At 38.2% G+C, this 22,767-nt stretch carries 24 protein-coding genes; 5 read left to right on the top strand and 19 right to left on the bottom strand.

Annotation, left to right across the window (positions count from 1 at the left end; translation table 11 throughout):
• Positions 1-51 precede the first annotated feature (51 nt).
• The 4 genes from EWU21_RS09560 to EWU21_RS11320 all read right to left on the bottom strand — a co-directional run bounded on the left by EWU21_RS09560 (position 52) and on the right by EWU21_RS11320 (position 3,137).
• Positions 52-1,341: an aminopeptidase P family protein gene (locus tag EWU21_RS09560; protein WP_130896736.1), complete on the bottom strand. Its 1,290-nt coding sequence runs from the start codon at positions 1,339-1,341 to the stop codon at positions 52-54.
• 1 nt (position 1,342) lies between these two features.
• Positions 1,343-2,107 (bottom strand): class I SAM-dependent methyltransferase, encoded by a 765-nt coding sequence (locus tag EWU21_RS09555; protein WP_130896735.1) that lies wholly within the window; start codon positions 2,105-2,107, stop codon positions 1,343-1,345.
• Between the two features lie 61 nt (positions 2,108-2,168).
• Complete coding sequence (locus EWU21_RS09550) at positions 2,169-2,924, bottom strand: 3-keto-disaccharide hydrolase (RefSeq protein ID WP_130896734.1); 756 nt, start codon at positions 2,922-2,924, stop codon at positions 2,169-2,171.
• 69 nt (positions 2,925-2,993) lie between these two features.
• Complete coding sequence (locus tag EWU21_RS11320) at positions 2,994-3,137, bottom strand: hypothetical protein (RefSeq protein WP_201737843.1); 144 nt, start codon at positions 3,135-3,137, stop codon at positions 2,994-2,996.
• 91 nt (positions 3,138-3,228) lie between these two features.
• Here EWU21_RS11320 and hisS point away from each other — a divergent pair, with 91 nt between their 5' ends.
• Positions 3,229-4,590, top strand: coding sequence for a histidine--tRNA ligase (gene hisS / locus EWU21_RS09545; RefSeq protein ID WP_130896733.1), 1,362 nt, complete (start codon positions 3,229-3,231; stop codon positions 4,588-4,590).
• Here the strand turns inward: hisS and pgi are convergent, their stop codons facing one another.
• Both pgi and EWU21_RS09535 read right to left on the bottom strand, forming a co-directional pair.
• Complete coding sequence (pgi, locus tag EWU21_RS09540; protein ID WP_130896732.1) at positions 4,591-6,237, bottom strand: glucose-6-phosphate isomerase; 1,647 nt, start codon at positions 6,235-6,237, stop codon at positions 4,591-4,593.
• 99 nt (positions 6,238-6,336) lie between these two features.
• Positions 6,337-6,972 (bottom strand): peroxiredoxin, encoded by a 636-nt coding sequence (locus tag EWU21_RS09535; protein WP_130896731.1) that lies wholly within the window; start codon positions 6,970-6,972, stop codon positions 6,337-6,339.
• A 419-nt stretch (positions 6,973-7,391) separates the two neighbouring features.
• Between EWU21_RS09535 and EWU21_RS09530 the strand changes: the two genes are divergently transcribed.
• Positions 7,392-7,856 carry an Lrp/AsnC ligand binding domain-containing protein gene (locus tag EWU21_RS09530; protein WP_130896730.1) on the top strand — a complete coding sequence of 155 codons (465 nt, stop codon included), beginning with the start codon at positions 7,392-7,394 and terminating at the stop codon, positions 7,854-7,856.
• Between the two features lie 76 nt (positions 7,857-7,932).
• Positions 7,933-9,381 (top strand): Fe-S cluster assembly protein SufB, encoded by a 1,449-nt coding sequence (sufB, locus tag EWU21_RS09525; protein ID WP_130896729.1) that lies wholly within the window; start codon positions 7,933-7,935, stop codon positions 9,379-9,381.
• A 2-nt stretch (positions 9,382-9,383) separates the two neighbouring features.
• Here the strand turns inward: sufB and EWU21_RS09520 are convergent, their stop codons facing one another.
• The gene (locus EWU21_RS09520) at positions 9,384-10,223 is read right to left on the bottom strand and encodes a 1-aminocyclopropane-1-carboxylate deaminase/D-cysteine desulfhydrase (protein WP_130896728.1); all 840 of its coding nucleotides are present in this window, start codon (positions 10,221-10,223) and stop codon (positions 9,384-9,386) included.
• On the opposite strand from EWU21_RS09520, the gene EWU21_RS09515 reads away from it, so the two are divergent.
• Both EWU21_RS09515 and EWU21_RS09510 read left to right on the top strand, forming a co-directional pair.
• Complete coding sequence (locus EWU21_RS09515; RefSeq protein WP_130896727.1) at positions 10,216-11,247, top strand: RluA family pseudouridine synthase; 1,032 nt, start codon at positions 10,216-10,218, stop codon at positions 11,245-11,247. The genes EWU21_RS09520 and EWU21_RS09515 overlap by 8 nt on opposite strands.
• Positions 11,240-11,692 (top strand): GNAT family N-acetyltransferase, encoded by a 453-nt coding sequence (locus EWU21_RS09510; protein WP_130896726.1) that lies wholly within the window; start codon positions 11,240-11,242, stop codon positions 11,690-11,692. The genes EWU21_RS09515 and EWU21_RS09510 overlap by 8 nt, the downstream gene beginning before the upstream one ends.
• Here the strand turns inward: EWU21_RS09510 and EWU21_RS09505 are convergent.
• From EWU21_RS09505 to miaB, 12 genes are all read right to left on the bottom strand, one after another.
• A complete protein-coding gene (locus tag EWU21_RS09505) occupies positions 11,687-12,694 on the bottom strand; it encodes a GntR family transcriptional regulator (protein WP_130896725.1) in 1,008 nt (335 codons plus the stop codon). The two genes, EWU21_RS09510 and EWU21_RS09505, sit on opposite strands and share 6 nt — an antisense overlap.
• A 10-nt stretch (positions 12,695-12,704) precedes the next feature.
• Positions 12,705-14,018, bottom strand: coding sequence for a sugar porter family MFS transporter (locus EWU21_RS09500; RefSeq protein ID WP_130896955.1), 1,314 nt, complete (start codon positions 14,016-14,018; stop codon positions 12,705-12,707).
• A 59-nt stretch (positions 14,019-14,077) separates the two neighbouring features.
• Entirely contained in the window at positions 14,078-14,926 is an 849-nt protein-coding gene (locus EWU21_RS09495) for an AraC family transcriptional regulator (protein ID WP_130896724.1), read from the bottom strand.
• Positions 14,923-16,056, bottom strand: a complete 1,134-nt coding sequence (locus EWU21_RS09490) for an MFS transporter (protein WP_130896723.1) — start codon at positions 16,054-16,056, stop codon at positions 14,923-14,925. The genes EWU21_RS09495 and EWU21_RS09490 overlap by 4 nt, the downstream gene beginning before the upstream one ends.
• Positions 16,056-16,586, bottom strand: a complete 531-nt coding sequence (locus EWU21_RS09485; RefSeq protein WP_130896722.1) for a 5' nucleotidase, NT5C type — start codon at positions 16,584-16,586, stop codon at positions 16,056-16,058. Before EWU21_RS09485 ends, EWU21_RS09490 begins: the two co-directional genes overlap by 1 nt.
• A gap of 64 nt (positions 16,587-16,650) precedes the next feature.
• A complete protein-coding gene (gene groL / locus EWU21_RS09480) occupies positions 16,651-18,282 on the bottom strand; it encodes a chaperonin GroEL (protein ID WP_130896721.1) in 1,632 nt (543 codons plus the stop codon).
• A 29-nt stretch (positions 18,283-18,311) separates the two neighbouring features.
• Positions 18,312-18,590: a co-chaperone GroES gene (locus tag EWU21_RS09475; protein WP_130896720.1), complete on the bottom strand. Its 279-nt coding sequence runs from the start codon at positions 18,588-18,590 to the stop codon at positions 18,312-18,314.
• Positions 18,591-18,720: 130 nt separating this feature from the next.
• Entirely contained in the window at positions 18,721-19,038 is a 318-nt protein-coding gene (secG, locus tag EWU21_RS09470; protein ID WP_130896719.1) for a preprotein translocase subunit SecG, read from the bottom strand.
• 2 nt (positions 19,039-19,040) lie between these two features.
• Positions 19,041-19,568, bottom strand: a complete 528-nt coding sequence (locus EWU21_RS09465; protein WP_130896718.1) for a hypothetical protein — start codon at positions 19,566-19,568, stop codon at positions 19,041-19,043.
• A gap of 1 nt (position 19,569) precedes the next feature.
• Positions 19,570-20,076 (bottom strand): LptE family protein, encoded by a 507-nt coding sequence (locus EWU21_RS09460; RefSeq protein WP_130896717.1) that lies wholly within the window; start codon positions 20,074-20,076, stop codon positions 19,570-19,572.
• The gene (locus EWU21_RS09455; RefSeq protein ID WP_130896716.1) at positions 20,054-21,340 is read right to left on the bottom strand and encodes a sigma-54 interaction domain-containing protein; all 1,287 of its coding nucleotides are present in this window, start codon (positions 21,338-21,340) and stop codon (positions 20,054-20,056) included. The genes EWU21_RS09460 and EWU21_RS09455 overlap by 23 nt, the downstream gene beginning before the upstream one ends.
• Positions 21,334-22,749, bottom strand: coding sequence for a tRNA (N6-isopentenyl adenosine(37)-C2)-methylthiotransferase MiaB (miaB, locus tag EWU21_RS09450; protein WP_130896715.1), 1,416 nt, complete (start codon positions 22,747-22,749; stop codon positions 21,334-21,336). The genes EWU21_RS09455 and miaB overlap by 7 nt, the downstream gene beginning before the upstream one ends.
• Positions 22,750-22,767: the final 18 nt, after the last annotated feature.

The raw sequence follows: 22,767 nt of genomic DNA, 5'->3' as shown, positions 1-22,767 counted from the left end.
TCCCCATAAACTAAGCTACAAATATAGCCAAAACAAGGCATTTAACCCGTTTTATTGATTCATTAAATCTTCAATTTCCTCCCAATCCAACGGAATATTTTTCATTAGATTGATATTAGTACCTGATTGAATGACTAAGTTGTTCTCTAATCGTATTCCTAATCCCTCTTCTTGGATATAAATTCCGGGTTCACAGGTAAGAACCATTCCTTCTTGAAAAGGTTTGTATTTATCCCAAACATCATGCACATCTAAACCTAAATGATGCGCCACTCCGTGCATAAAGTATTTCTTAAACAGTGGATTAGACAGATTTTGTTTTTCTACGTCAGCACGAGAAAATAAACCAAGATCAATTAATTGGCCTTCCATGAAGCGCTCGACCTCTTTTTGGTAATCTACCCAAAACACACCCGGCTGCATGATTTCGGTAGCATAATTTAATACAGCATGGACTGCTTGATATACTTGCTTTTGACGAGGATTAAATCGACCATTTACTGGAATCGTACGCGTCATATCCGCATTGTAATTAGCATATGAAGCTCCCACATCTAATAAAAGTATATCTCCGTCCCTGCAAGGAAGTGCATTGTCGATGTAATGTAACACGCATGCGTTTGCACCGGAAGCAATAATTGGGGTGTAAGCAAAACCTTGTGACCGATTGCGTGTGAATTCGTGAATGAATTCCGCTTCTATCTCGTATTCTGTTACACCTGGTTTAGTGAAATTTAATACGCGTCTAAATCCTTTATCTGTTATATCGCAAGCGACTTGCAAGGCTTGCAATTCTTCAGGTTCCTTCAGCATGCGTAAATCACTCAAAATAGGAGCGAGGCGACCAATGGCGTGATTAGGATACGTCTTTCGGATGGTATTGCCTAAGCGAGCATTCTGCGTCTGAACGACTGAAGCATTACGTAAATGCTCATTATCAGTTAAATAGATATGATTTGCAGAGTAAACTAAGGTTTTTAGAAGTGATTCAAAATTAGACGACCATTGGATATTCTTAATCCCGGAAGTCTGCGTCGCCTCTTCTTTGGTATATTTATGCCCTTCCCAAATTTCAATTAACTCAGATGTCTCCCGAACAAAAGCAATTTCTCGCCACTGTGCTTCTGGAGCATCTGGATACAAGATCAAAAAGGTCTCTTCTTGATCTAAACCGGATAAGTAAAACAAATCACTGTTTTGTCTGAATCCCATCGTCCCATCGGCATTTGTGGGCATGATGTCGTTTGAACTAACAACCACGATGGATTTAGGGGGTAATTGTGCGTACAATTTGGCCCGATTCTTTTTAAATAATTCAGCTGAAAATGGAGTATATCTCATCTTATTTGCGACAAACGTAAATAATCTCTTCTAGTGGCAATGCCATTCTTTGGCTTTCTGTCAAACCTAATTTCTCAATTAGATTGACAGGTTCTACCGTAAATCCGGACATTTCTAATTGTGTACCATAATCACGTCCATAGATGCGCAAATGATCATCTTGTAGGAAATGAATTTCGCGTTCCCGTGGATCTGTGATGCTGGCATCTTCATAGGTCGTTGCCAGATCGTAGCGTTGTGGACTTTGGCATAAAGCAAAACCTGTAGGTTTCAATACCCGTCTGATTTCCTGCATACAACGCACATCGTCCTTCACGTGTTCTAATACGTGATTACAGAACACCGCATCGAATGTGTTGTCTTCGAATGGAATATCATGTAAATCCATTTTCACTTTAGCCAAAGGGCTTTCGATATCAGCTGTAATATATTGATCACCTAAATGCTTTTCAAAACGTTCGATAAAACAATATTCCGGAGCGATATGCAATAATTTAGGCTTTTCTGTAAAAAAGGAGGACTCATTTTTCAGATACAAATACATCAAACGATGACGCTCTAAACTTAAGCAGGAGGGACAAAGGGCATTTTCGCGAGGTGTCAATCGACCGTAGGGTAGAAAATGACGAAAGGAATGGTCACAAACAGGGCAATAAACCTTATTTCCGGTTAAGAAAATACTGTATATTTTGATGAGTCTGTGGGCAAATAATTGAATGAATTTTCTCGGGATAAATCGTAAAACCCAGCTAATGATGTATTTCATAGAAACAAAAAAAGGGAAGGCTTTTATGTTGAAAACCTTCCCTTCAAAATTAAGAAATTAATTACATTTTTCTTAACCAAATATTACGGAAGCTTACTGCATTTCCGTGGTCTTGTAAACTAATGGGTCCGGGTCCGTGAACTGGATTTAAAGGCTGTCCAATATATTCAGTCGTTCCTTGAATCTTGGTGTGGTTTTGCACTACAATGCCATTGTGAATCACTGTTACATACGCTGGTGTTTCAATTCCACCATTCGTAGTAAATACGGGAGCAGTATAAATGATATCGTAGGTATTCCATTCCCCCATTTTAGAAGTAGCGTTTACTAATGGAGGTGTTTGCTTGTATATTGCGCCTGCTTGACCGTTGCGGTAAGTCGGATTTTGATAGGAGTTCATCACTTGAACTTCATACATTCCTTGCATAAATACCCCACTATTCCCTTTTCCTTGACTTTTTAATGTCTCTGGTTCGATAGGGGATTGCCATTCGATATGCAATTGATAGTTAGAGAATTTCTCTTTTGTAGATATATTTCCCTTGCCACCTACGACGGTCATTTTTCCATCAGCTACTTTCCAAGCTGCAGGAGAGCCATCTTTTGCTGATTCCCAGTTGTCTAAATTTTTTCCATCAAATAGAACAATCGCATCGGATGGAATGGCACCAGGAGTTACCACAGTAATGCTTGGCTCCCAATATTCCGTGTCATTCGAGTTTGTTGGATTTACTTTTACGTGACGATGATCTTGCGCAAGTGTTAACGTTGCTGAACCTAAAAGTAGGGCTGAGATGGCAAATAATGTCTTTTTCATAGTTGAATAGGATTGGATTGAGCATAAAAAAACCGGCATAAACCGGTTTAAATATAAAGAATATAATTCTTATTTAGCAAAGCTAGCTTTAATAGCTTCTACATCAACTAACTTGATGATAGGTCTTGCTTTTAAAATTTTGATAGCTGCAACCTTGTTGTTAGCTACTGCTTTATTTCTTCTGTCTTTACGTTTTAGTCTAGTTACTGCCATGTCTTTGATAATTTGGTTTGCAAAAATAGCTAAAATCGACTATTATCAAAAATATTATAGCATAATTAATTAAATTTGTTTTTTTAGAAATATGCAGAAACCAGCAAACGCACGAGGTACAAGGGATTTTGGTCCTACAGAAATGGCAAAACGTAATTACGTATTTGACATCATAAAGACTCATTTTCAAGGATTTGGCTTTCAAACGATTGAAACGCCAGCCATAGAGAACTTGTCTACCTTGACGGGTAAGTATGGAGAAGAGGGTGATCAATTATTATTTAAAATAGTAAATAGTGGTGATTATTTGTCCAAAGTTTCAGCTTCAGATATCGAGGCTGGTTCTAAATCATTCACTTCTAAAATTTCTGAAAAAGGTCTTCGCTATGATTTGACGGTACCCTTTGCCCGCTTTGTAGCCATGAATCGCAATGACTTAGCTTTTCCTTTCCGACGTTATCAAATTCAGCCAGTATGGAGAGCGGATCGTCCACAGCGTGGTCGATACCGTGAGTTCTATCAATGTGATGCCGATATTATTGGATCGGATTCTTTAGTAAATGAGGCAGAACTTATTGCCTTATTTCAATCCATATTCCATTCATTGAAGCTTCGGGTAAACTTATTCATAAACTCCCGTAAAATATTAGCGGGTATTGTAGATAGCCTTGGGGAAAGTGCCCGTTTTGTGTCATTTGCCGTTGCCTTAGATAAACTGGATAAGATTGGTTGGGAGAATGTAGCGAAGGAATTGATTCAGAATGGATTTACCGAAGAAAAAACGGAGGCTATTAAAGATTTAGTTTTGTTCGATGGATCGAATGAAGAGAAAATCGCCAAACTAACTACGTTTTTTGACACGAATGCCACAGGTTTACAAGGTTTATCAGAAATTAAAGAGGTTTTATCTTTATCTGAAACGAATGGTTTCACTGCCGAGAATCTTGTTTTTGATTATAAATTAGCTCGGGGCTTGAGCTATTATACCGGTTTGATCTATGAAGGTAAAGCGGTTGATCTTCCTTTTGGATCTATTGTGGGCGGAGGTCGTTACGATGATTTAACGAGTTCTTTTGGTTTACCTAATATGTCAGGAGTTGGAATCTCTTTTGGCATTGAGCGTATTCTCGATGTAATGGAAGAATTAAATTTATTCCCAGAAATTGCCACTAGTGCTAGTGCCATTCTGTTTACCTACTTCGATGAAGAGGGACGCAAAGCTAGTTTAGGTATGGCCAATGAATTACGCAAAGCAGGAATTCCAGCGGAAGTTTATCCGGATATTGCCAAAATCAAAAAGTCGTTCGAATTCGCAGACAAGAAAAAAATCGCCTATGTAGCTGTGATAGGAGAGTCGGAATTGAAAGAAGGTAAAGCGAATGTAAAGAATATGAAAAATGGAGAACAGAACCTGCTCTCCATCTCTGAAATGACTGCTTTGTTAAAAGCCTAATTATCTCCAAGCCTTGAATTGATTGATCAATCCGTTCGTGGAAGAATCGTGGGAATTAATTTTCTCATCATTCTCTAATTCTGGAAGGATTGAATTAGCTAATTGCTTTCCTAATTCCACACCCCATTGGTCGTAGCTAAAGATATTCCAAATAACTCCCTGAACAAAAATTTTGTGTTCGTACATCGCAATTAAAGAACCCAAGGTAGCTGGATCAATTTGTTTTACCAGGAATGAGTTAGTAGGTTTATTTCCTTCAAACACCTTAAATGGTGCTAATTTCTCAATCTCAGTCTCGCTCAACCCAGCTTTCTGTAATTCAGCAACAACCACTTCTTTCGACTTTCCATTCATTAATGCCTCTGTTTGCGCAAAGAAATTAGACATCAATAAAGTATGGTGATTACCTATTTTATTGTGCGTTACTGCTGGGGCAATAAAATCAGCTGGGATTAATTGCGTTCCCTGGTGAATCAATTGGTAGAAGGCGTGTTGACCGTTTGTTCCTGGTTCTCCCCAAATAACTGGACCTGTTGCATAGTTAACACGCTTGCCCGTACGATCAATCGTCTTTCCATTTGATTCCATATCTCCTTGTTGGAAGTAGGCAGCAAAACGATGCATATATTGGTCATAAGGCAAAATGGCGTGTGTAGGCGCGTTGAAGAAATTAACATACCAAATTCCTAGCAATCCTAAAATAACGGGAATGTTATTTTCAAAGGAAGCTGAAGCAAAATGACTATCCATGGCTTCAGCACCCGCTAAAAGAGCCTCGAAGTGTGTGTATCCAACGGATAAACAGATAGATAAACCAATCGCAGACCATAAGGAATAACGACCGCCTACCCAATCCCAAAACACAAACATATTTGCTGTATCAATGCCAAATTCAGCCACCGCTTTTGTATTCGTAGATAATGCCACAAAATGCTTAGCAACAGCCGCGTTATCTTTAGCCGCTTCTAAGAACCAATTTCTAGCAGAGAAGGCATTCGCCATCGTCTCTTGAGTGGTGAATGTTTTAGAAGCAATCAAGAAAAGGGTTGTCTCTGGATTGACTTTTTTTAATGTCTCTGCAATGTGGGTTCCGTCCACATTACTTACAAAGTGTACGTTTAATCGTGTTTTGTAGGGTTTCAATGCTTCAGTAACCATCACGGGACCTAAATCAGATCCTCCAATACCGATGTTTACGACATCTGTGATTTCTTTTCCAGAAAAACCTTTCCACGAGCCAGAGATTACTTTCTCTGAAAATTCCTTCATTTGAGCTTTAACCGCTTGAATCTTAGGAATAATATCTTCTCCATCTACTTTGATTGAAGCGGATGATTTAGCCCTTAAGGCTGTATGTAAAACGGAACGACCCTCTGTCTGATTAATCTTATCCCCTGAAAATTGAGCTTTGATGGCCTCTTCTAAACCACATTCTTTAGCTAATTGAAGTAACGATTGAAAAGCCTTTGCATCGATTAGATTTTTTGAATAGTCAAAAAAGATACCATTAAATGTTTGGCTATAAGAAGCTTGTCTTGAAGCATCCCCTTTAAATAATTCAGGAATCGTCGTAGAAGCTAAACGAGTTTGATCTGATAAGAGTGCTTTATAGGCAGCAGTAGAAGTAAAATTAATCGTTGATAACATGCGGATTATATTAATGAGCTACAAAAATACGGTTTTAAAATAAAAAATGCCAAAATCCACCAGTAATGAATTTTGGCATTTAAGATGAGTTTCTACCTACTATAAATTCGGTTGAGGTGTTTTGCGTAAATAAGGTTTTACAGAAGTGAAGCCTTTAGGGAATTTAGCTACCGCATCTTCATTCGATACCGCTGGCACGATAATCACATCGTCACCATTGACCCAATCAGCCGGTGTTGCCACTTGGTAATTCGCTGTTAATTGTAAGGAATCAATCACACGCAAAATTTCAGTAAAGTTACGCCCTGTTGAAGCAGGGTACGTAAGTGTCAATTTGATTTTCTTATCTGGTCCAATGACAAAAACCGAACGAACGGTTGCTTTCTCTGAAGCATTCGGATGAATCATATCATATAATAAAGCCACCTTTTTCTCAGGATCAGCGATAATAGGGAAATTCATTTTAACTGAATTTACTTCCTCAATATCTGGTACCCATTTATTGTGGGATTCTAAGCTATCTACTGAAATAGCGATAGGCTTCACGTGACGTTTTTGGAATTCACCATTTAAAAGAGCTGTTTTACCTAATTCTGTGGTACATACAGGAGTGAAATCGGCTGGATGGCTGAATAATAATACCCAAGAATCACCGATGAATTCATGAAAATTAATATGGCCTAATGTGGTGTCTGCACTGAAGTCTGGTGCAATGTCTCCTAATCTTAATGACATAATTTAGGGGTTAAGGTTATTTAAAACTAGTTTGTCTATCAAATATATAGATTACAGGTCAATAAAAAAAGCAATCCTAAAATAAGATTGCTTTTAACATTACACTTCATCAACAAACTAAAAACCAAATTAATTAAAATGCTGTAGGAGAAGGATTCGAACCTCCAAGGTGCAGTTAGCCGCGACACAGAACTGATTTAGTGGTCAACCCATTATGAAGCGTTTATCCTGAACTCACCACCCCCGAGACAGGAGGGCACGTCTGCCAATTTCATCACCCTACAGTGAAAATTATTACCTTTGCAATAATTAGTAGGACAAATATAAAAGGAGATTTTTAATTTTTCAAAAATTTTCAAAAATAAATGTCTTTTTTTGCATAATTTTTAATTCGAACCTGAAATAATTACGAAAATTCAATGGAAAAGAAGTTTGAGCTTGATCCTCTAGATTATAAAATACTGGAAATTTTAGTAAAAGATGCGAATTTGCCTTACACGGAAATTGGTTCTCGCTTAGATGTTTCAGGTGGTACGGTTCACGTACGGATGAAAAAGATGGAATCTTTGGGAATTGTAAAAGGGGCTCAATTGCTCATTGATTATTCGAAAATAGGGTGGGATATAACCGCTTTCTTAGGCATCTATTTGGATAAAAGTAGTTTATATGAAGATGTGGCCAAACAGTTGGAACAAATCCCTGAAGTGGTCAATATCCATTATACGACCGGTATTTATTCCATCTTTGCTAAAATTATATGCCGTGACACCCAACATCTTCGCGAAGTATTACATGATAAGATTCAGCGCGTTACAGGTATTCAACGGACAGAAACCTTTATCTCTTTGGAAGAAAGTTTAATCAGAAACACGCCTTTATTTTAGTTGTTTAGATTTATTCTAAACTAAGTCTATTTTTCTCCAAAATCCTTTTGTAATTTTGTAGTCTAAATGCAAAATGATGGCAGAGAAAGTAGACGATATTTTACAAGAAGTAACTTCAACCGATTATAAATACGGTTTTGAATCTCATTTCGAGACAGACGAAGCTCCTATAGGTTTAAGTGAATCAATCATTCATTTTATTTCAGAGAAAAAGAATGAACCGGATTGGATGTTGGAATGGCGATTATCCGCTTACCGATACTGGAGAACATTAGCTGAACCAGATTGGGCTAATTTATTGTATACTCCCACAAAATACGATGAGTTAAAGTATTATTCAGCTCCGGTTCAAAAGAAGCAATTGAATTCATTGGATGAGATTGATCCTGAATTACGTAGAACCTTCGAGAAATTAGGTATCTCATTAGACGAACAAAAGCGTCTTTCGAATGTGGCGGTGGATGCTGTTATCGATTCTGTATCAGTAGCGACAACGTTTAAGGAGACTTTGGCAGAAAAAGGAGTGATCTTTTGTTCTATTTCTGAGGCTGTTAGAGAGCATCCAGAATTAATCAAGAAATATTTAGGCTCCGTTGTTCCGGTGAAGGATAATTACTTCGCTGCGTTAAATAGTGCCGTATTTTCAGATGGATCGTTTTGTTATATTCCCAAAGGCGTTCGTTGCCCAATGGAATTATCTACTTATTTCCGTATCAATGCATCAGGCACTGGTCAATTTGAGCGTACCCTGATCGTGGCGGAAGATGAATCCTATGTTTCGTACTTAGAAGGTTGTACAGCCCCGATGCGCGATGAAAATCAATTACACGCTGCGGTGGTAGAAATTTATGTACATGCGGGTGCTGAAGTGAAGTATTCAACGGTACAAAACTGGTACCCTGGCGATAAAGAAGGAAAAGGTGGTATTTATAATTTCGTAACAAAACGGGGTATTTGTGATGGTGCGCATTCAAAGTTGTCTTGGACTCAGGTAGAAACTGGTTCTGCGGTGACTTGGAAATACCCATCAGTTATCTTAAAAGGGGATTATTCGATTGGTGAATTCTACTCTGTTGCGGTAACTAATAATTACCAACAAGCTGATACCGGCACTAAAATGATTCACTTAGGGAAGCATTCTAAGTCCCGTATTGTATCGAAAGGTATTTCGGCAGGATTCTCTCAGAATTCGTATCGTGGTTTAGTTCAAGTGGCTAGAAAAGCGGATGGATCTAAGAATTTCTCACAATGCGATTCATTATTGCTAGGAGATAAGTGCGGTGCACATACATTCCCCTATCTTGAGGTAAAGAATAATACAGCATCTGTTGAACACGAGGCGACTACTTCCAAAATTGGGGAGGATCAAATCTTTTATTGCAATCAGCGTGGTTTAAGCACCGAAACGGCGATTGCTTTAATTGTTAATGGATATGCTAAAGAAGTATTGAATCAGTTACCGATGGAATTTGCAGTCGAAGCGCAAAAGCTGTTAGCTATTTCATTAGAAGGTTCGGTAGGATAGTTTTATTTAACTCCTCCGGTATGGATGGCCACTAGTTTCGTATTCGGAGCTATGTGGCCATTTTTTATGTGTTCCAATAAGGCATAAAACATACGACCTGTGTAGATAGGTTCTATGGAAATACCGTGACGGTTGCTAAAATCTCGGCAAAAATGGTCTAATTCATTATTCTGTTTAGCATATTTACCAAAAACATAGGCATCTTCTATGTTCAAATTGGTAGGCAGTGAATGCGCCTCTATTTCTGTACGGTTATTTAATGTCAATACACCTATCACCGGTTTCTTGGTATGCTTTGCAATTCCTATAGCTGTGGCACCTGTTCCAACAGCGGTATATATCAAATCAAAAACAGGTAACTCACTCACTAGATTCTCCAGCCCTTGAATCGCTAATTCGCCAAATCCACCCTCCGCAATGACAGCGTAATTTTCATAAGTAGATGGAATGGGTTTAGAACGATAGTCCGTTCTCGAGATAAAATGCAATTGCATTCCCCAAGAATTCATTTGGCTCAAATAGGTATTACTTCCTGCAGTTAACTCTTCACCGCGGATGATTCCAACTGTCGGAATTCCCAGCGAATGACCAGTGAAGGCGAGGGCATAGAGGTGATTAGAATAGGCTCCACCAAAACTTAATAGCCCGGAATGGGTACTAAATGAAAAGGTTTGGAGATATTTTTTTAATTTGCGCCACTTATTTCCCGAAATGATGGGATGGATGAGGTCGTCTCTTTTGACAAACACCTGAATTCCTTTTGAATTCCAGCATTCATCAAAAATCTCTTCTATCGGAGAAGGTAAGTGTAACGCGTTAAATTCGAAATTTGCTATGTCCATCGATCCAGAAATGAATGCTCCTGATTCCGAAGAGGAAGATGATTTATTTGAGCATTTTAATTTCACCGTTGACAAAGGTCAGCAATTACTCAGAATCGACAAATATTTGATGATTAAAATTGCGGGCACAAGTCGCAATAAGATTCAAGTGGGCATCGATGCTGGATCTGTGAAGGTAAAGGGAGAGTTGATTAAGTCAAATTACCGTGTTAAGCCTCTCGATGCGATTTCCGTATCATTCGCAACTCCTCCACGTGATAAAGAAGTATATCCAGAAGATATTCCCATCGATATTATTTACGAAGACGAACAATTAATTTTGGTCAACAAGTCTCCCGGAATGGTGGTGCATCCTGCACAGGGTAATTGGTCTGGAACACTGGTGAATGGTTTGTTATTTCATTGCCAAAATCTCCCAGGTCAAAAAGACATACGTCCCGGCTTAGTACATCGGATTGATAAAGACACATCAGGTATTTTGGTCATCGGTAAAACAGAATTTGCCCTCAATTTTTTAGGCCAACAATTTTTTGAGCATAGTATTGAAAGAACCTATTACGCGATTTGTTGGGGTGTTCCTAAAGAATCAAAAGGTACTTTAAAAGGTAAAATCGGCCGCAGCCCGAAGGATAGAAAAGTAATGACCATTTTCCCAGATGATCATGAATTAGGTAAAATAGCCATCACGCATTATGAAGTGGTAGAATCCTTTGGTTTCGCATCGTTCGTTCGATTTAAACTAGAAACAGGCAGAACCCATCAAATCAGGGCCCATTTTCAATCAATTGGTCACCCTTTGTTCTCGGATGCTACTTATGGTGGTGATAAAATTCGCTATATGTCTTCGATGGCAGGCTATAAATCCTTTATCGAAAATGCCTTTAAAATATGTCCAAGGCAAGCTTTGCACGCCTATTCGTTAGGTTTTGTACATCCGACAACGAACGAATTTATGCAGTTTGAACAAGAATTTCCAGAAGACTTTTTAACCTTATTAACTAAACTAAGAGCTATTAATGGATAAGATAGAAATACGTAGAGCGACTAAAGAAGATATTAGCTTGGTCCGTGATTTAGTGATGGAATTAGCCATTTTTGAAAAGGCTCCCGAAGAAGTTAGTTCCACAATCAATGATTATGTGGCTGGCGGATTTTCTGATAATCCCTTATTTTCCGCGAATCTTATTTATATGAATGGAGAATTAGGCGGATTTTCTCTTTGGTATTACCGCTTCTCGACTTGGAAGGGTAGACGATTTTATTTAGAGGATTTGTACATCAAAGAAAGTTTCAGAGGCAAAGGATTAGGTAAGCGCTTGATTATGGAAGCCATCGATGAAGCCAAGCGCACAAAATGTACAGGTATGATGTGGCAAGTGTTGGATTGGAATCAACCGGCTATAGACTTCTATAACACGCTAGGAGTAAAAATGGATGCAGGCTGGCTCAATGTGCATTTAGATCTATAAGGATCCTCTATCAATAAAATAGAATTCGTTTGACTCACGCCCTTTCTCCCGATTAATGATCATTTGAGCAGCGCGTTGTCCCATTTTCTTAAAATCATTTGAAATGACAGATATGCCTTCGGCGATGATTTCCTTTAACGGTGTATCATCATAGGAAATGATTCCTACGTCTTTTCCGACCTTTAATTTGTTCTTTGTAGTCCAATTAATCATTTTGATCAGATCGTATTCCCTAAAGACGATATAGGCCTGATTCACTTGTAGTTCATAATCGTCATCTAAATCAGGAATGATATCGAATTCTAAGTCATTGACAGTGCAGAATTTCGTAAATCCTTGAATGATTCCATCCGGTGTATATTGGAAACTTTTCGAACTTAAAACCAAGTTGATCTGCTGGTATTTCTTAACTTTCTCTAAAGAGGTACTTAGACCTTGGTAAATATTAGATTCAAAGTTTTGGAAAAGAATCGAATAGTCATCACTAAATTCTTTGATATTAATATCCAGCACTAATAATTTATCCTTCGGTATTTTCGATACGATTCTAGCTACACTTATATTAAAGTGGGGTAGGATGATGTAGTGATTGTATTTTCCCAAATTGTTCGTAATTAACTCCTCAAACAATTCCATATCATGGTAGTGGAAGAACAAATTGTGGCTTACGTCTTCTCCTAAGTTTTGGATAATACTTTCGTACAAAATCTCTTTGTAGGGTGTTAAAGCATCCATTAGAATAAAAACGCGTAGCGCATTCTTGGTATTTGTACTAGATACATAGAATCCCTTACCGTGATGGGAACTAATTAAACCCTTTTCGCGCAAATCATCATAGGCCTTTGTAACGGTCATTCGAGCCATATTGAACTCACTCGCCACTTTGTTAATGGAGGGTAATTGTTTTCCATGCTCTAATAAGCCGGAATTAATTCCATCAATGATACCATCAATTAATTGTTGGTACTTCGGTTTGCTACTGTTAGGATCGAAATATATCATAGTAATACCATTAATGCATGATTACTTGTTTTTCAATGTCTTCCAAATTCGCTCCTTTCGTCTCTGGCATCATAAAAGCCACATAGGCTAATTGAGCTACCATCATCACCGCAAAAAAGCCAAAGATGAGTATACCGCCATAACTTTCAGTGAACAAAGGAAAGAAATTAGCCACTAACGCGGCAAACACCCAGTGTGTTAATGATCCCCAAGCCATACCTGATGCGCGCACAGAATTAGGGAAGATCTCTGAAATAAATACCCAAATAACAGATCCTTGCCCAATGGCATGTGATGCAATGAATGCAAAAATATAAACAGGGACAAAAGTGTAGCTTTCCGTATAGAAGGCATAAGCAATTAAACTTAGCGTAACAATATAGCCAATTGAACCGATATACATCAATATTCGGCGGCCTACACGATCAATTAAATACCAGCCTAGTAAGGTAAATAATAAATTAGCAATACCAATACCGGCTGTGGACAACAAGGCACTTTCTTTTCCTAAACCTGTTAATTCATAGATTCGCGGAGCATAATAGATAATGGCATTGATGCCTGACATTTGGTTGAAAAAAGCAAACAGAAAGGCTAAGGTCAAAGGCCAAACAAATTTCCCTGAAAACAAGCGTTCTTTCTCCGTGCTTTGTTTGGCATTATTTTGAATACGTTCGATCGTCTCTTCTGGATTAGGATCTGCTAATTCTAAAACCTTACGTGCTCCTGCTAGATCATTGCGTTTTAATAATAAAAACTGAGGGGTTTCAGGCGTTAATAAAATCAATACAGAGAATAATAGTGAAGGAAGAGACACAACACCTAACATAATGCGCCAATCGTTTTCCATCCCTTGAATAAAGTAATTAGAGACATAAGCGATCAAAATACCAAGAACAATATTCAGTTGAAAGGAGATGACTAATTTACCTCTATGCTTAGCTGGGGCAATTTCTGAGATATAAATTGGAGCTACCACGGATGAAGCTCCAATTCCTAAGCCACCTAAGAATCGGAATAACATAAATAAATTTACGTCAGATGCGATGGCTGCCCCTATAGAGGAGATAAAAAAGCTTAGACCTATCCAAAATAAAGTCTTCTTACGTCCGAATAGATCAGCCGGAATTCCACCTAGTGCAGCACCTATTACTGTACCATATAAAGCCGCAGCTATGGCTAATCCGTGCGTAAATGAGTCTAATTGCCAGAGTTGTTGAATAGCTAGTTCTGCACCAGAAATGACAGCAACGTCCATACCAAATAAGAGTCCGCCTAATCCAACAGTAATAGACCAAAAAATAACGTGTTTATTCATAGTGATATTTGTTCCACACAAAATTTAGAAATTTTTATGGGATATAAATTGTAAAAAAAGGACAATTATGAATTCTTGTGAAAAATCGAGGTGTAATGAAGCAAATGCTCAGGAGAAATGTATTGCTTAAACTCATCAATGAATTCAGAATCCTTCATGTCAAAAAGACTATTCTTAAGGCTCTTAGGTGTTTTACCGGTATACTTCTTGAACTCATTGATAAAATGAGCGGAATCATAATATCCTAATTGATCCGCTAAATCCTGACTTTTAATGTCTTTAGTCGAAGCGAATAAGGCCAAAGATTGATTAATTCGTTTGATTTGAACGTATTCCTTTGGGCTGATACCTATTACTTCCTGAAATAGTCTGGATAGTGTTTTATAGGAACTAGGCATCGATGTTGAATCACCTTCGAGTTCCTGCAACATCAATAATAATTTCAAATACTTTTTAGCCTGCTTTTCAATCAAATGGGCTAATAAGTAGGCTTCTATTGTTTCGCAACGTTCATCAAAATTGTTTGTAAGACGTAATGATGGGAGATCTGGCAAGAGCGTGTCTGCTGCAGAACTCTCATTATTCGTTGCAGAAATAGGAGAGGGCAAGAAGGCAAATAAACCACCAACCCGAAATTTTACTCCAAAAATATGAATACCAGGTTGGTGTTTATAAAAGTTAGGAGCTTGATGCAAACCTTCTAATTGTATTCCATTAATCGGCTGAAAGTGATCTGTGTTAGCATGTGACCGAAAATACTCTATACCCAATGAATAGGTGAGCACTGTTTGATCCTCAGGAAAAATTGTCTCTATATCATAGGGTATAATACCAGTTACGTCCACCTGTTTTTCCCACAAATGGTCAACAAATGGCGCTAAGGCCGCAGAAGGTTTCCGGTATTCGATGATCATTTTTTACTTGCCCAAGTTTTGGAAATAAAAGCCGCTAAGAATCCTAAAACAACAATCAGAAATAATGCTTTATCTAATCCCACGAAATCAGATAAGTAGCCAATTAATACGGGACCTAATAAAAAACCTATATAGGCAATCGTAGACACTCCAGCTATGGCAATGGAAGGCATAATTTCTTTCTGATTTCCCGCTTGTGAATAGATTAACGGGACAATAGTGGATATTCCAATTCCAGTTAAAAAACAACCGCCTATTTTAAGGTAAATGGAGGGAAATAAAAGCGTAAGCAACATCCCTAAGCCTATTAAAATGCCATTTACAATTAATATGTTAGACACACCATATTTCAGTGAAATTTTATCTCCTACAAAACGTCCTATCACCATCGCCGCAGCAAAGAAAGAAAAACCAATCGTAATTGGGAAAGGGGAGTCTGGGCTGTATTCTTTGAAATACAAAGAGATCCAATCCGCCATAGCCCCTTCACATAACATGCCACAAAAAGCAATAAAGGAAAGAATAATCAGATATGGACCTAAATTCAAGATAGAGGATTTTGGTTTGGACTCATCTTGTACTGGCTTATCCGTTAACAGATTCGGAAAACTGAATAGAATTAATAAAATATTAGATAAGGCCACTAAACTAAAATGTTCGGTAGTTGTAAAATGTTCCTTCTCTAAAATTCCACCTAAAAAGGCACCTGCCATTAAACCTATGGAAAACACCGCATGAAAGGACGACATAATGATCTTATTCATTTTAGCCTCTAAACTAACCACCTGTGTATTCATGGCTATATTCATAATATCCCCTGCCATTCCAAAAAAGAAAAGACCCACAAATAAGGTAATAGGTGAGCTCATCAGACTTAAACCTGGAATCACAATTACGTACATGGCAATAGCCATAATGCAAATCCAACGAGAGGCGTACTTAGTCAATAACCAACCTGCAATAGGCAAAGAGACTAATGAACCAATCGGTAGCCCCATCAGAACTGTTCCTAATTGTGCATCAGAAAGGCTTAAAAACGATTTGAAATCGGGAATACGCGTAGCCCAAGTGGCGAAATTTAAACCACAAATAAAAAATAAAATACCAATACTAAAACGCACCTTTTTCATTAATCTAACAGTAATTTTTCAACTTCCTTCCAATTATTGACCCGCTGGAAATCATGGATATGCAAATTGTGCGGTGCAGTAAATAGGAGGGGAGTGCCCGTAAATGTGTGTAAATTCTTTTCATGATCATCAATCAAGTAATCTGCTTGAATCATGTGTTTATGCCCACAGAAAACGATATGTTTCCACGTGATAAAAGGAAAATACTGCTCCATCCATCCTATTTTCTCTTTTAGTGAATTAGGAAATTCGGTAGCTGCAGAAACGATGAAAACTTCATAGCGTTCCGTTAATTTTTTAACTACCTCTACGGCATCTTCATTGACGGGAATATGTTCAAAGAACCCAGGTTCCCACAAAAACGAGTTATTAGCTAAATAGTGGCCGTAAAACTCTTCTTTCACGGATGTATTCCCTGACATTAGTTCTTCGTAACTATATTTTTTTTCAACTAATTGATTAATTCGATCAATGATAACGTGCGTGGTTTTCGCCAAAACGTCATCCATATCAATGGCAATTCTTTTCATACGGTCTTATTCAAAAAAAAACTCCCCAAATATGGGGAGTTTTCAAGGATTAATCTAATTAAAATTACATCATTCCACCCATTCCACCGCCACCTGGGCCATGTCCGTGAGCTGGTTCGTTTGCCGGTTTGTCAGCAATCACACACTCTGTTGTTAACAACAAGCCTGCGATAGACGCTGCATTTTCCAATGCTAAACGTGTAACCTTAGTAGGGTCAATAATACCCGCAGCGATCATATTTTCATATTTATCTTCGCGTGCATTATAACCGAAATCATCTTTCCCAGCTTTTACAGCATTGATTACTACAGAACCTTCACCACCCGCATTCGCAACGATAGTACGTAATGGTGATTCAACTGCTTGACGGATGATGTTGATACCTGTTAATTGATCTTCATTCTCGCCTTTTAATTTATCTAAAGATTGGATAGCGCGAATAAGTGCGACACCACCACCAGCTACGATACCTTCTTCAACAGCGGCACGAGTAGCGTGTAATGCATCATCAACGCGGTCTTTCTTCTCTTTCATCTCTACTTCCGTAGCAGCACCGATGTAAAGAATAGCTACACCACCGGATAACTTAGCTAAACGCTCTTGTAATTTCTCACGATCGTAATCAGATGTTGTATTCTCGATTTGAGCTTTGATCTGATTCACACGATTTTCAATATTGTCTTTTGATCCAGCGCCATTTACAATAGTCGTATTGTCTTTGTCAATGATCACTTTCTCAGCTTGACCTAAATATTCGATCGTTGCATTTTCTAATTTGAAACCTCTTTCTTCTGCGATAACAGTACCGCCCGTTAAGATCGCGATATCTTCTAGCATCGCTTTACGACGATCACCGAAACCTGGAGCCTTCACAGCAGCCACTTTCAATGCTCCGCGCATTTTGTTAACAACTAGAGTAGCTAAAGCCTCTCCATCCACATCTTCAGAGATGATCAATAGGGGACGACCAGTTTGTGCTACTGCCTCTAATACAGGAAGCAATTCCTTCATTGAAGAAACTTTCTTCTCAGAGATCAAAATGAATGGTTTTTCTAATTCAACCTCCATTTTGTCTGTATTTGTTACGAAGTAAGCAGATAAATAACCACGATCGAACTGCATACCTTCTACTGTTTTTACTTCAGTTTCAGTACCACGAGCTTCTTCTACGGTAATAACACCTTCACGACCGACTTTCTCCATAGCTGAAGAAATCATCGTTCCGATTTCAGAATCATTGTTTGCAGAAATCGTTGCTACCTGAGCAATTTCTTTAGAAGTGGTGATCGCACGAGATTGTTTTTTCAAATCAGCTACGATTGCGTCAACCGCCTTCTCTATACCGCGTTTCAAATCCATTGGATTGGCACCCGCAGCTACGTTTTTAGAACCAATGGTGTAGATAGATTGAGCTAATACAGTGGCAGTAGTTGTACCGTCACCAGCCTGATCAGCGGTTTTAGAAGCAACCTCTTTTACTAATTGAGCACCCATGTTTTCCACAGCGTCCTCTAATTCAATTTCTTTTGCTACCGATACACCATCTTTTGTAATCGATGGTGAACCGAATTTCTTATCAATAATAACATTGCGACCTTTAGGTCCTAAAGTTACTTTAACTGCATTTGCAAGGGTATCAACCCCTCTTTTCATCTTTTCGCGCGCTTCGCTGTCGAAAAATAGTTCCTTTGCCATATGATTTTGTAATTAATGAATTGTTAAAATTATAAAACTGCAAAAATGTCAGACTCACGCATGATTAGGTAATCTTTACCATCAATAATGATTTCTGTACCAGAGTATTTACCGTACAAAACCGAATCACCTACTTTTACAGTGATAGGCTCGTCTTTCTTTCCATTTCCCACCGCTACGATTGTTCCTTTTTGTGGTTTCTCTTTCGCTGTGTCAGGAATAATGATACCAAATGCTGTTTTTTCTTCAGCTTGAGCTGGTTCTACAACAACCCGATCCGCTAAGGGCTTAATACTTAAATTTGACATGTGTTATAAATTTAATTTTAAATTAGAGATTATACATCCATGCGAACATGGTACAAAGGCTCATACAATAATAATGCCAAAACTCATTGCTGAAATTTTGGCAGTATTAAAAAGGCTATATAAGTAAAAACTATTGCTTAGGCGCTACTGGAGCAGGAGCAACAGGTACCGTTTTAGTAGCTGCTTTTTCTACGTTTACAGAAGTACTTGTTTCTTTAGCATCAGATAAAGTGAAATTAGTAACTAAAACTAAAACCAAAATAGCAATGGAGAAACCCCAAGTTAATTGTTCCACAAGATCCCCCGTTTTCTGAACGCCAAACATCTGTGTAGCCCCAGAAGAAGAAAATTCTCCGCTAATACCACCACCTTTCGGGTTTTGTACTAAAATAAGCACAACTAACAAGGCTGAAAAGATAACAATCAATGAAATTAATAAAGTAAACATATTTATTCTGTTAGTAAATTTTGTATTTCTAAAATTCGAGTTGCAAAGTAAAGTCTTTTTTCAGGTTTAATCAAACTTAACTTCTCATATAATTCAATCGCTTGTAAATATTTACCTTGCTTTGTTAATAGAATAGCCACCGTTTCAGATACGGGTAGGGCAAACGTTGTGGCTGCTAAATCTTCTTGAGGGGTATCATCTAAATCACTTCTTTTGGGTTTAGCTAAAGTAGGCTGATTTAAAATAAACTGATCAATAAGGGAATCTTGTAGGGCTTTGATTTCTTCTGCAGGAATAATTTCTGGTATTTCTTCCATTTCACTAGAAATATCATAAATAGACTCAAAGTATTGTCTGCGTTGAGAAGACTGAAGCGCAATCTTTTGCTGCTTTAAAATAGAAAAACGCTCATTCCAATGAAGTAAATAGAAATAGGGATAAATAGCTTTATCCTGATTTAGGTCCATTTGATCCGACCGATCAATTTTGTTCAATAAGAACCAAAGCTTTTGTGCTTTCGAAGTTTCCATATTACCAGTCTCCCGCAATTTTATTAAACAAATCTAAAATAATCTGATCTACTAATTTAGGAATCAAAGCTTTTTCCACTTGTGTCAATGTCTGGCTTTGTGGAAAATCTTGATAGAATGAAAATTCTTGTTCAAAATTCTTGTCCTCATCTAAGCGATTTATCAACCGAAATTGAACACGCAATGTAATGCGATTTAATCCGGCTTTATCATCTCCAGTAGGTGCTTGAGGCGTTAATTCATAACCTACAATACTTCCCTCAATTAATAAATCAGGGTTCTTATTATTAATCTTTAATGAGGTATTGCGCTGAAAGTACTCTTTTAACTTTTCATTTAATTCCAAACTAAGGTTAGCGGGACCACCAGCTGTTTCCATGCGGATATTGCTGACTTGTATTGTTTTAAGGTTAGGATCTAAACTAGCTCCTTTAAAGCTATAACAGGAGGATAAACCCACTATTACTGCTCCTAAAACGAATACATTAATCCATTTCTTCCAAATCATATTGCTTGATTTTACGGTACAAAGTACGCTCCGAGATCCCTAAATCTTTTGCCGCGTACTTACGTTTGTTCTTATTCTTCTTTAAGGCTCGGATAATGATTTCTTTTTCTTGTTTCTCTAAGGATAACGTCACATCGTTAGCAGGTAAGATGACCTCTTCATAATTCGAATCAATGGGTTCATCTTCATATTTCATCTCCTCTTGCTCGTGTACAGGTAAAGATAATCCAGAAGGGGTATTACTCACTTCAGGATGATTTCTAACATCCTCAAAGATAGCCATATTATCGTGTAGAATCTCGTACGCTTTGGACTGATCTGATTCCACTACTTTCAATAATATCTTTTTCAATTCTGTTACATCTCGCTTTAAATCAAACAAGATTTTATACAAGATCTCCCGCTCATTCATTCCCTCAGGACCGGAAAAAGCATCTGATTTGACAACCGAATTGCCTAATTTGGGCTCATTGAAGTCCAAATAATACTGTAACTGCAATTCATCTATTATTCGATCGCCTAATTCCAAAACTGAAATTTGTTCTGCCAAATTTTTTAATTGACGTATATTACCTGGAAAACGCTGTTTTTGAAGCAAATCTTTTGCTTCTTTCGTCAGCATAATCGGTTTTACTCGATGTGATTCCGAAAAATCAGTCGTAAACTTCCTAAAAAGTAATTCAATGTCATCTCCGCGTTCACGCAAAGGTGGAACGTAAATAGGAACTGTACTTAATCGATAATACAGATCCTCTCTGAATTTTCCTTTTTCAATGGCCTGCTGTAAGTTGAGATTCGTGGCAGCCACAACGCGCGCATTGGTCTTTTGTACTTTAGAGGATCCAACACGGTAAAATTCCCCATTCTCTAACACACGCAACAACCGTGCTTGAGTACCTAGAGGCATTTCGGCTATTTCATCTAGAAAGATGGTTCCACCATCCGTTACTTCAAAATATCCTTTACGCGCTTCAATAGCACCTGTAAAAGATCCTTTCTCATGCCCAAACAATTCAGAATCAATCGTTCCTTCCGGTATTGCACCACAGTTTACAGCGATAAAGGCACCATGTTTGCGTTTAGAAAGGGAATGAATAATTTTAGAAAAGGATTCTTTACCTGAACCACTTTCCCCTGTAATCAATACGGTCATATCCGTCGCTGCTACTTGTTCCGCTACAGAAATGGCACGCAAAAGGGCAGGGGCATTGCCAATGATCCCAAATCGTGCTTTTATACTGGCAAGATGACTATTATCTAACATAATTCACCTAATAAAGTTCCTGATGTACAATGAGTTACATTGACATACACATAATCTCCTTTAACTTCGCTTCCTTTAGGGAATACGACCACTTTATTTGAATCTATTTTTCCAAAGTGATGTAGTTTCGATTTCTTTGAATCTCCCTCTATTAATACTTGAACCTTTCTGCCTACCCACATTTCATTGCGTTTAGCTGAATGAATGCGTTGTAAATCAATGATTTCCTGTAGACGACGCATCTTTACTTCTTCTGGCACATCATCCGTTAATTTCTTTTCCGCTGGTGTTCCTGGTCGCTCAGAATAAGCGAACATATATCCAAAATCATATTCTACTTCCGCTAACAAGGATAAAGTGTCCTGGTGATCTTCTTCAGTCTCAGTGCAGAACCCAGCAATCATATCTTGAGAAACGCCGCATTCTTCACCTAAAATGTTTCGGATGGACTTAATTCGGTCTAGGTACCATTCTCGAGTATACGAACGCTTCATTAATTCCAAAATTCGATTACTCCCGCTCTGTGCAGGTAAATGTATATTCTTACAGATGTTATCGTATTTCTTCATCGTATACAATACTTCGTCTGTGATATCTTTTGGATGCGAAGTAGAGAATCGAACGCGTAACAAAGGACTGACTAAGGCAACGGCCTCCAGTAAATGGGCAAAATTGACCAATTGACCCTCTTCAGAGGTCCATTTGTAGGAGTCTACGTTTTGACCAAGTAAAGTTACTTCCCGATAACCTTGCTGGAATAATTTCTCGCATTCTGCGATAATTGATGGTAAATCACGTGATCTTTCGCGTCCTCTCGTATAAGGAACAACGCAGAAAGTACACATATTGTCGCAACCACGCATGATACTGACCATTGCCGTAACACCGTTTGAATTTAGTCGAACAGGTTCGATGTTGCCGTAAGTTTCCTCGCGAGAGAGGAAAACGTTGATGGCTTTTTGGCCATTCGAAACTTCGTCTAATAGCGCAGGAAGATCACGATACGCATCTGGACCGGCTACTAAATCGACAATCTTTTCATCATCGATTAATTTAGTCTTCAAGCGTTCCGCCATACAACCTAAAATCCCTACAGTTAATGCAGGATTCTTTGCCTTTAAATGAGTGAATACCTGAAGACGATGGCGAATTTTGTGTTCCGCATTCTCGCGAATAGCACACGTATTTAATAAGATAGTATGCGCTTCTTTAACGTTTGACGTTGTAAAATAACCGTTTTCTTGTAGGATGGCGGTCACGACTTCGGAGTCTGCAAAATTCATTTGACAGCCATAACTTTCGATATAAACCTTTCTTCCAAAAGAGTTCTCTGCCACCTGATCCTCCGAAATTCTCGGAACATCCAAACCCTCTTTCTCTTCCTTCGTCAGTACTTTTAAATCTTGCATTTTACAATCAATGAAATT

The organism is Aquirufa antheringensis (assembly GCF_004307425.1).
Taxonomy (GTDB): Bacteria; Bacteroidota; Bacteroidia; order Cytophagales; family Spirosomataceae; genus Aquirufa; species Aquirufa antheringensis.
The sequence above is the reverse complement of the archived record's forward strand: the minus strand, read 5'-3'. Positions and strand labels throughout refer to the sequence as shown.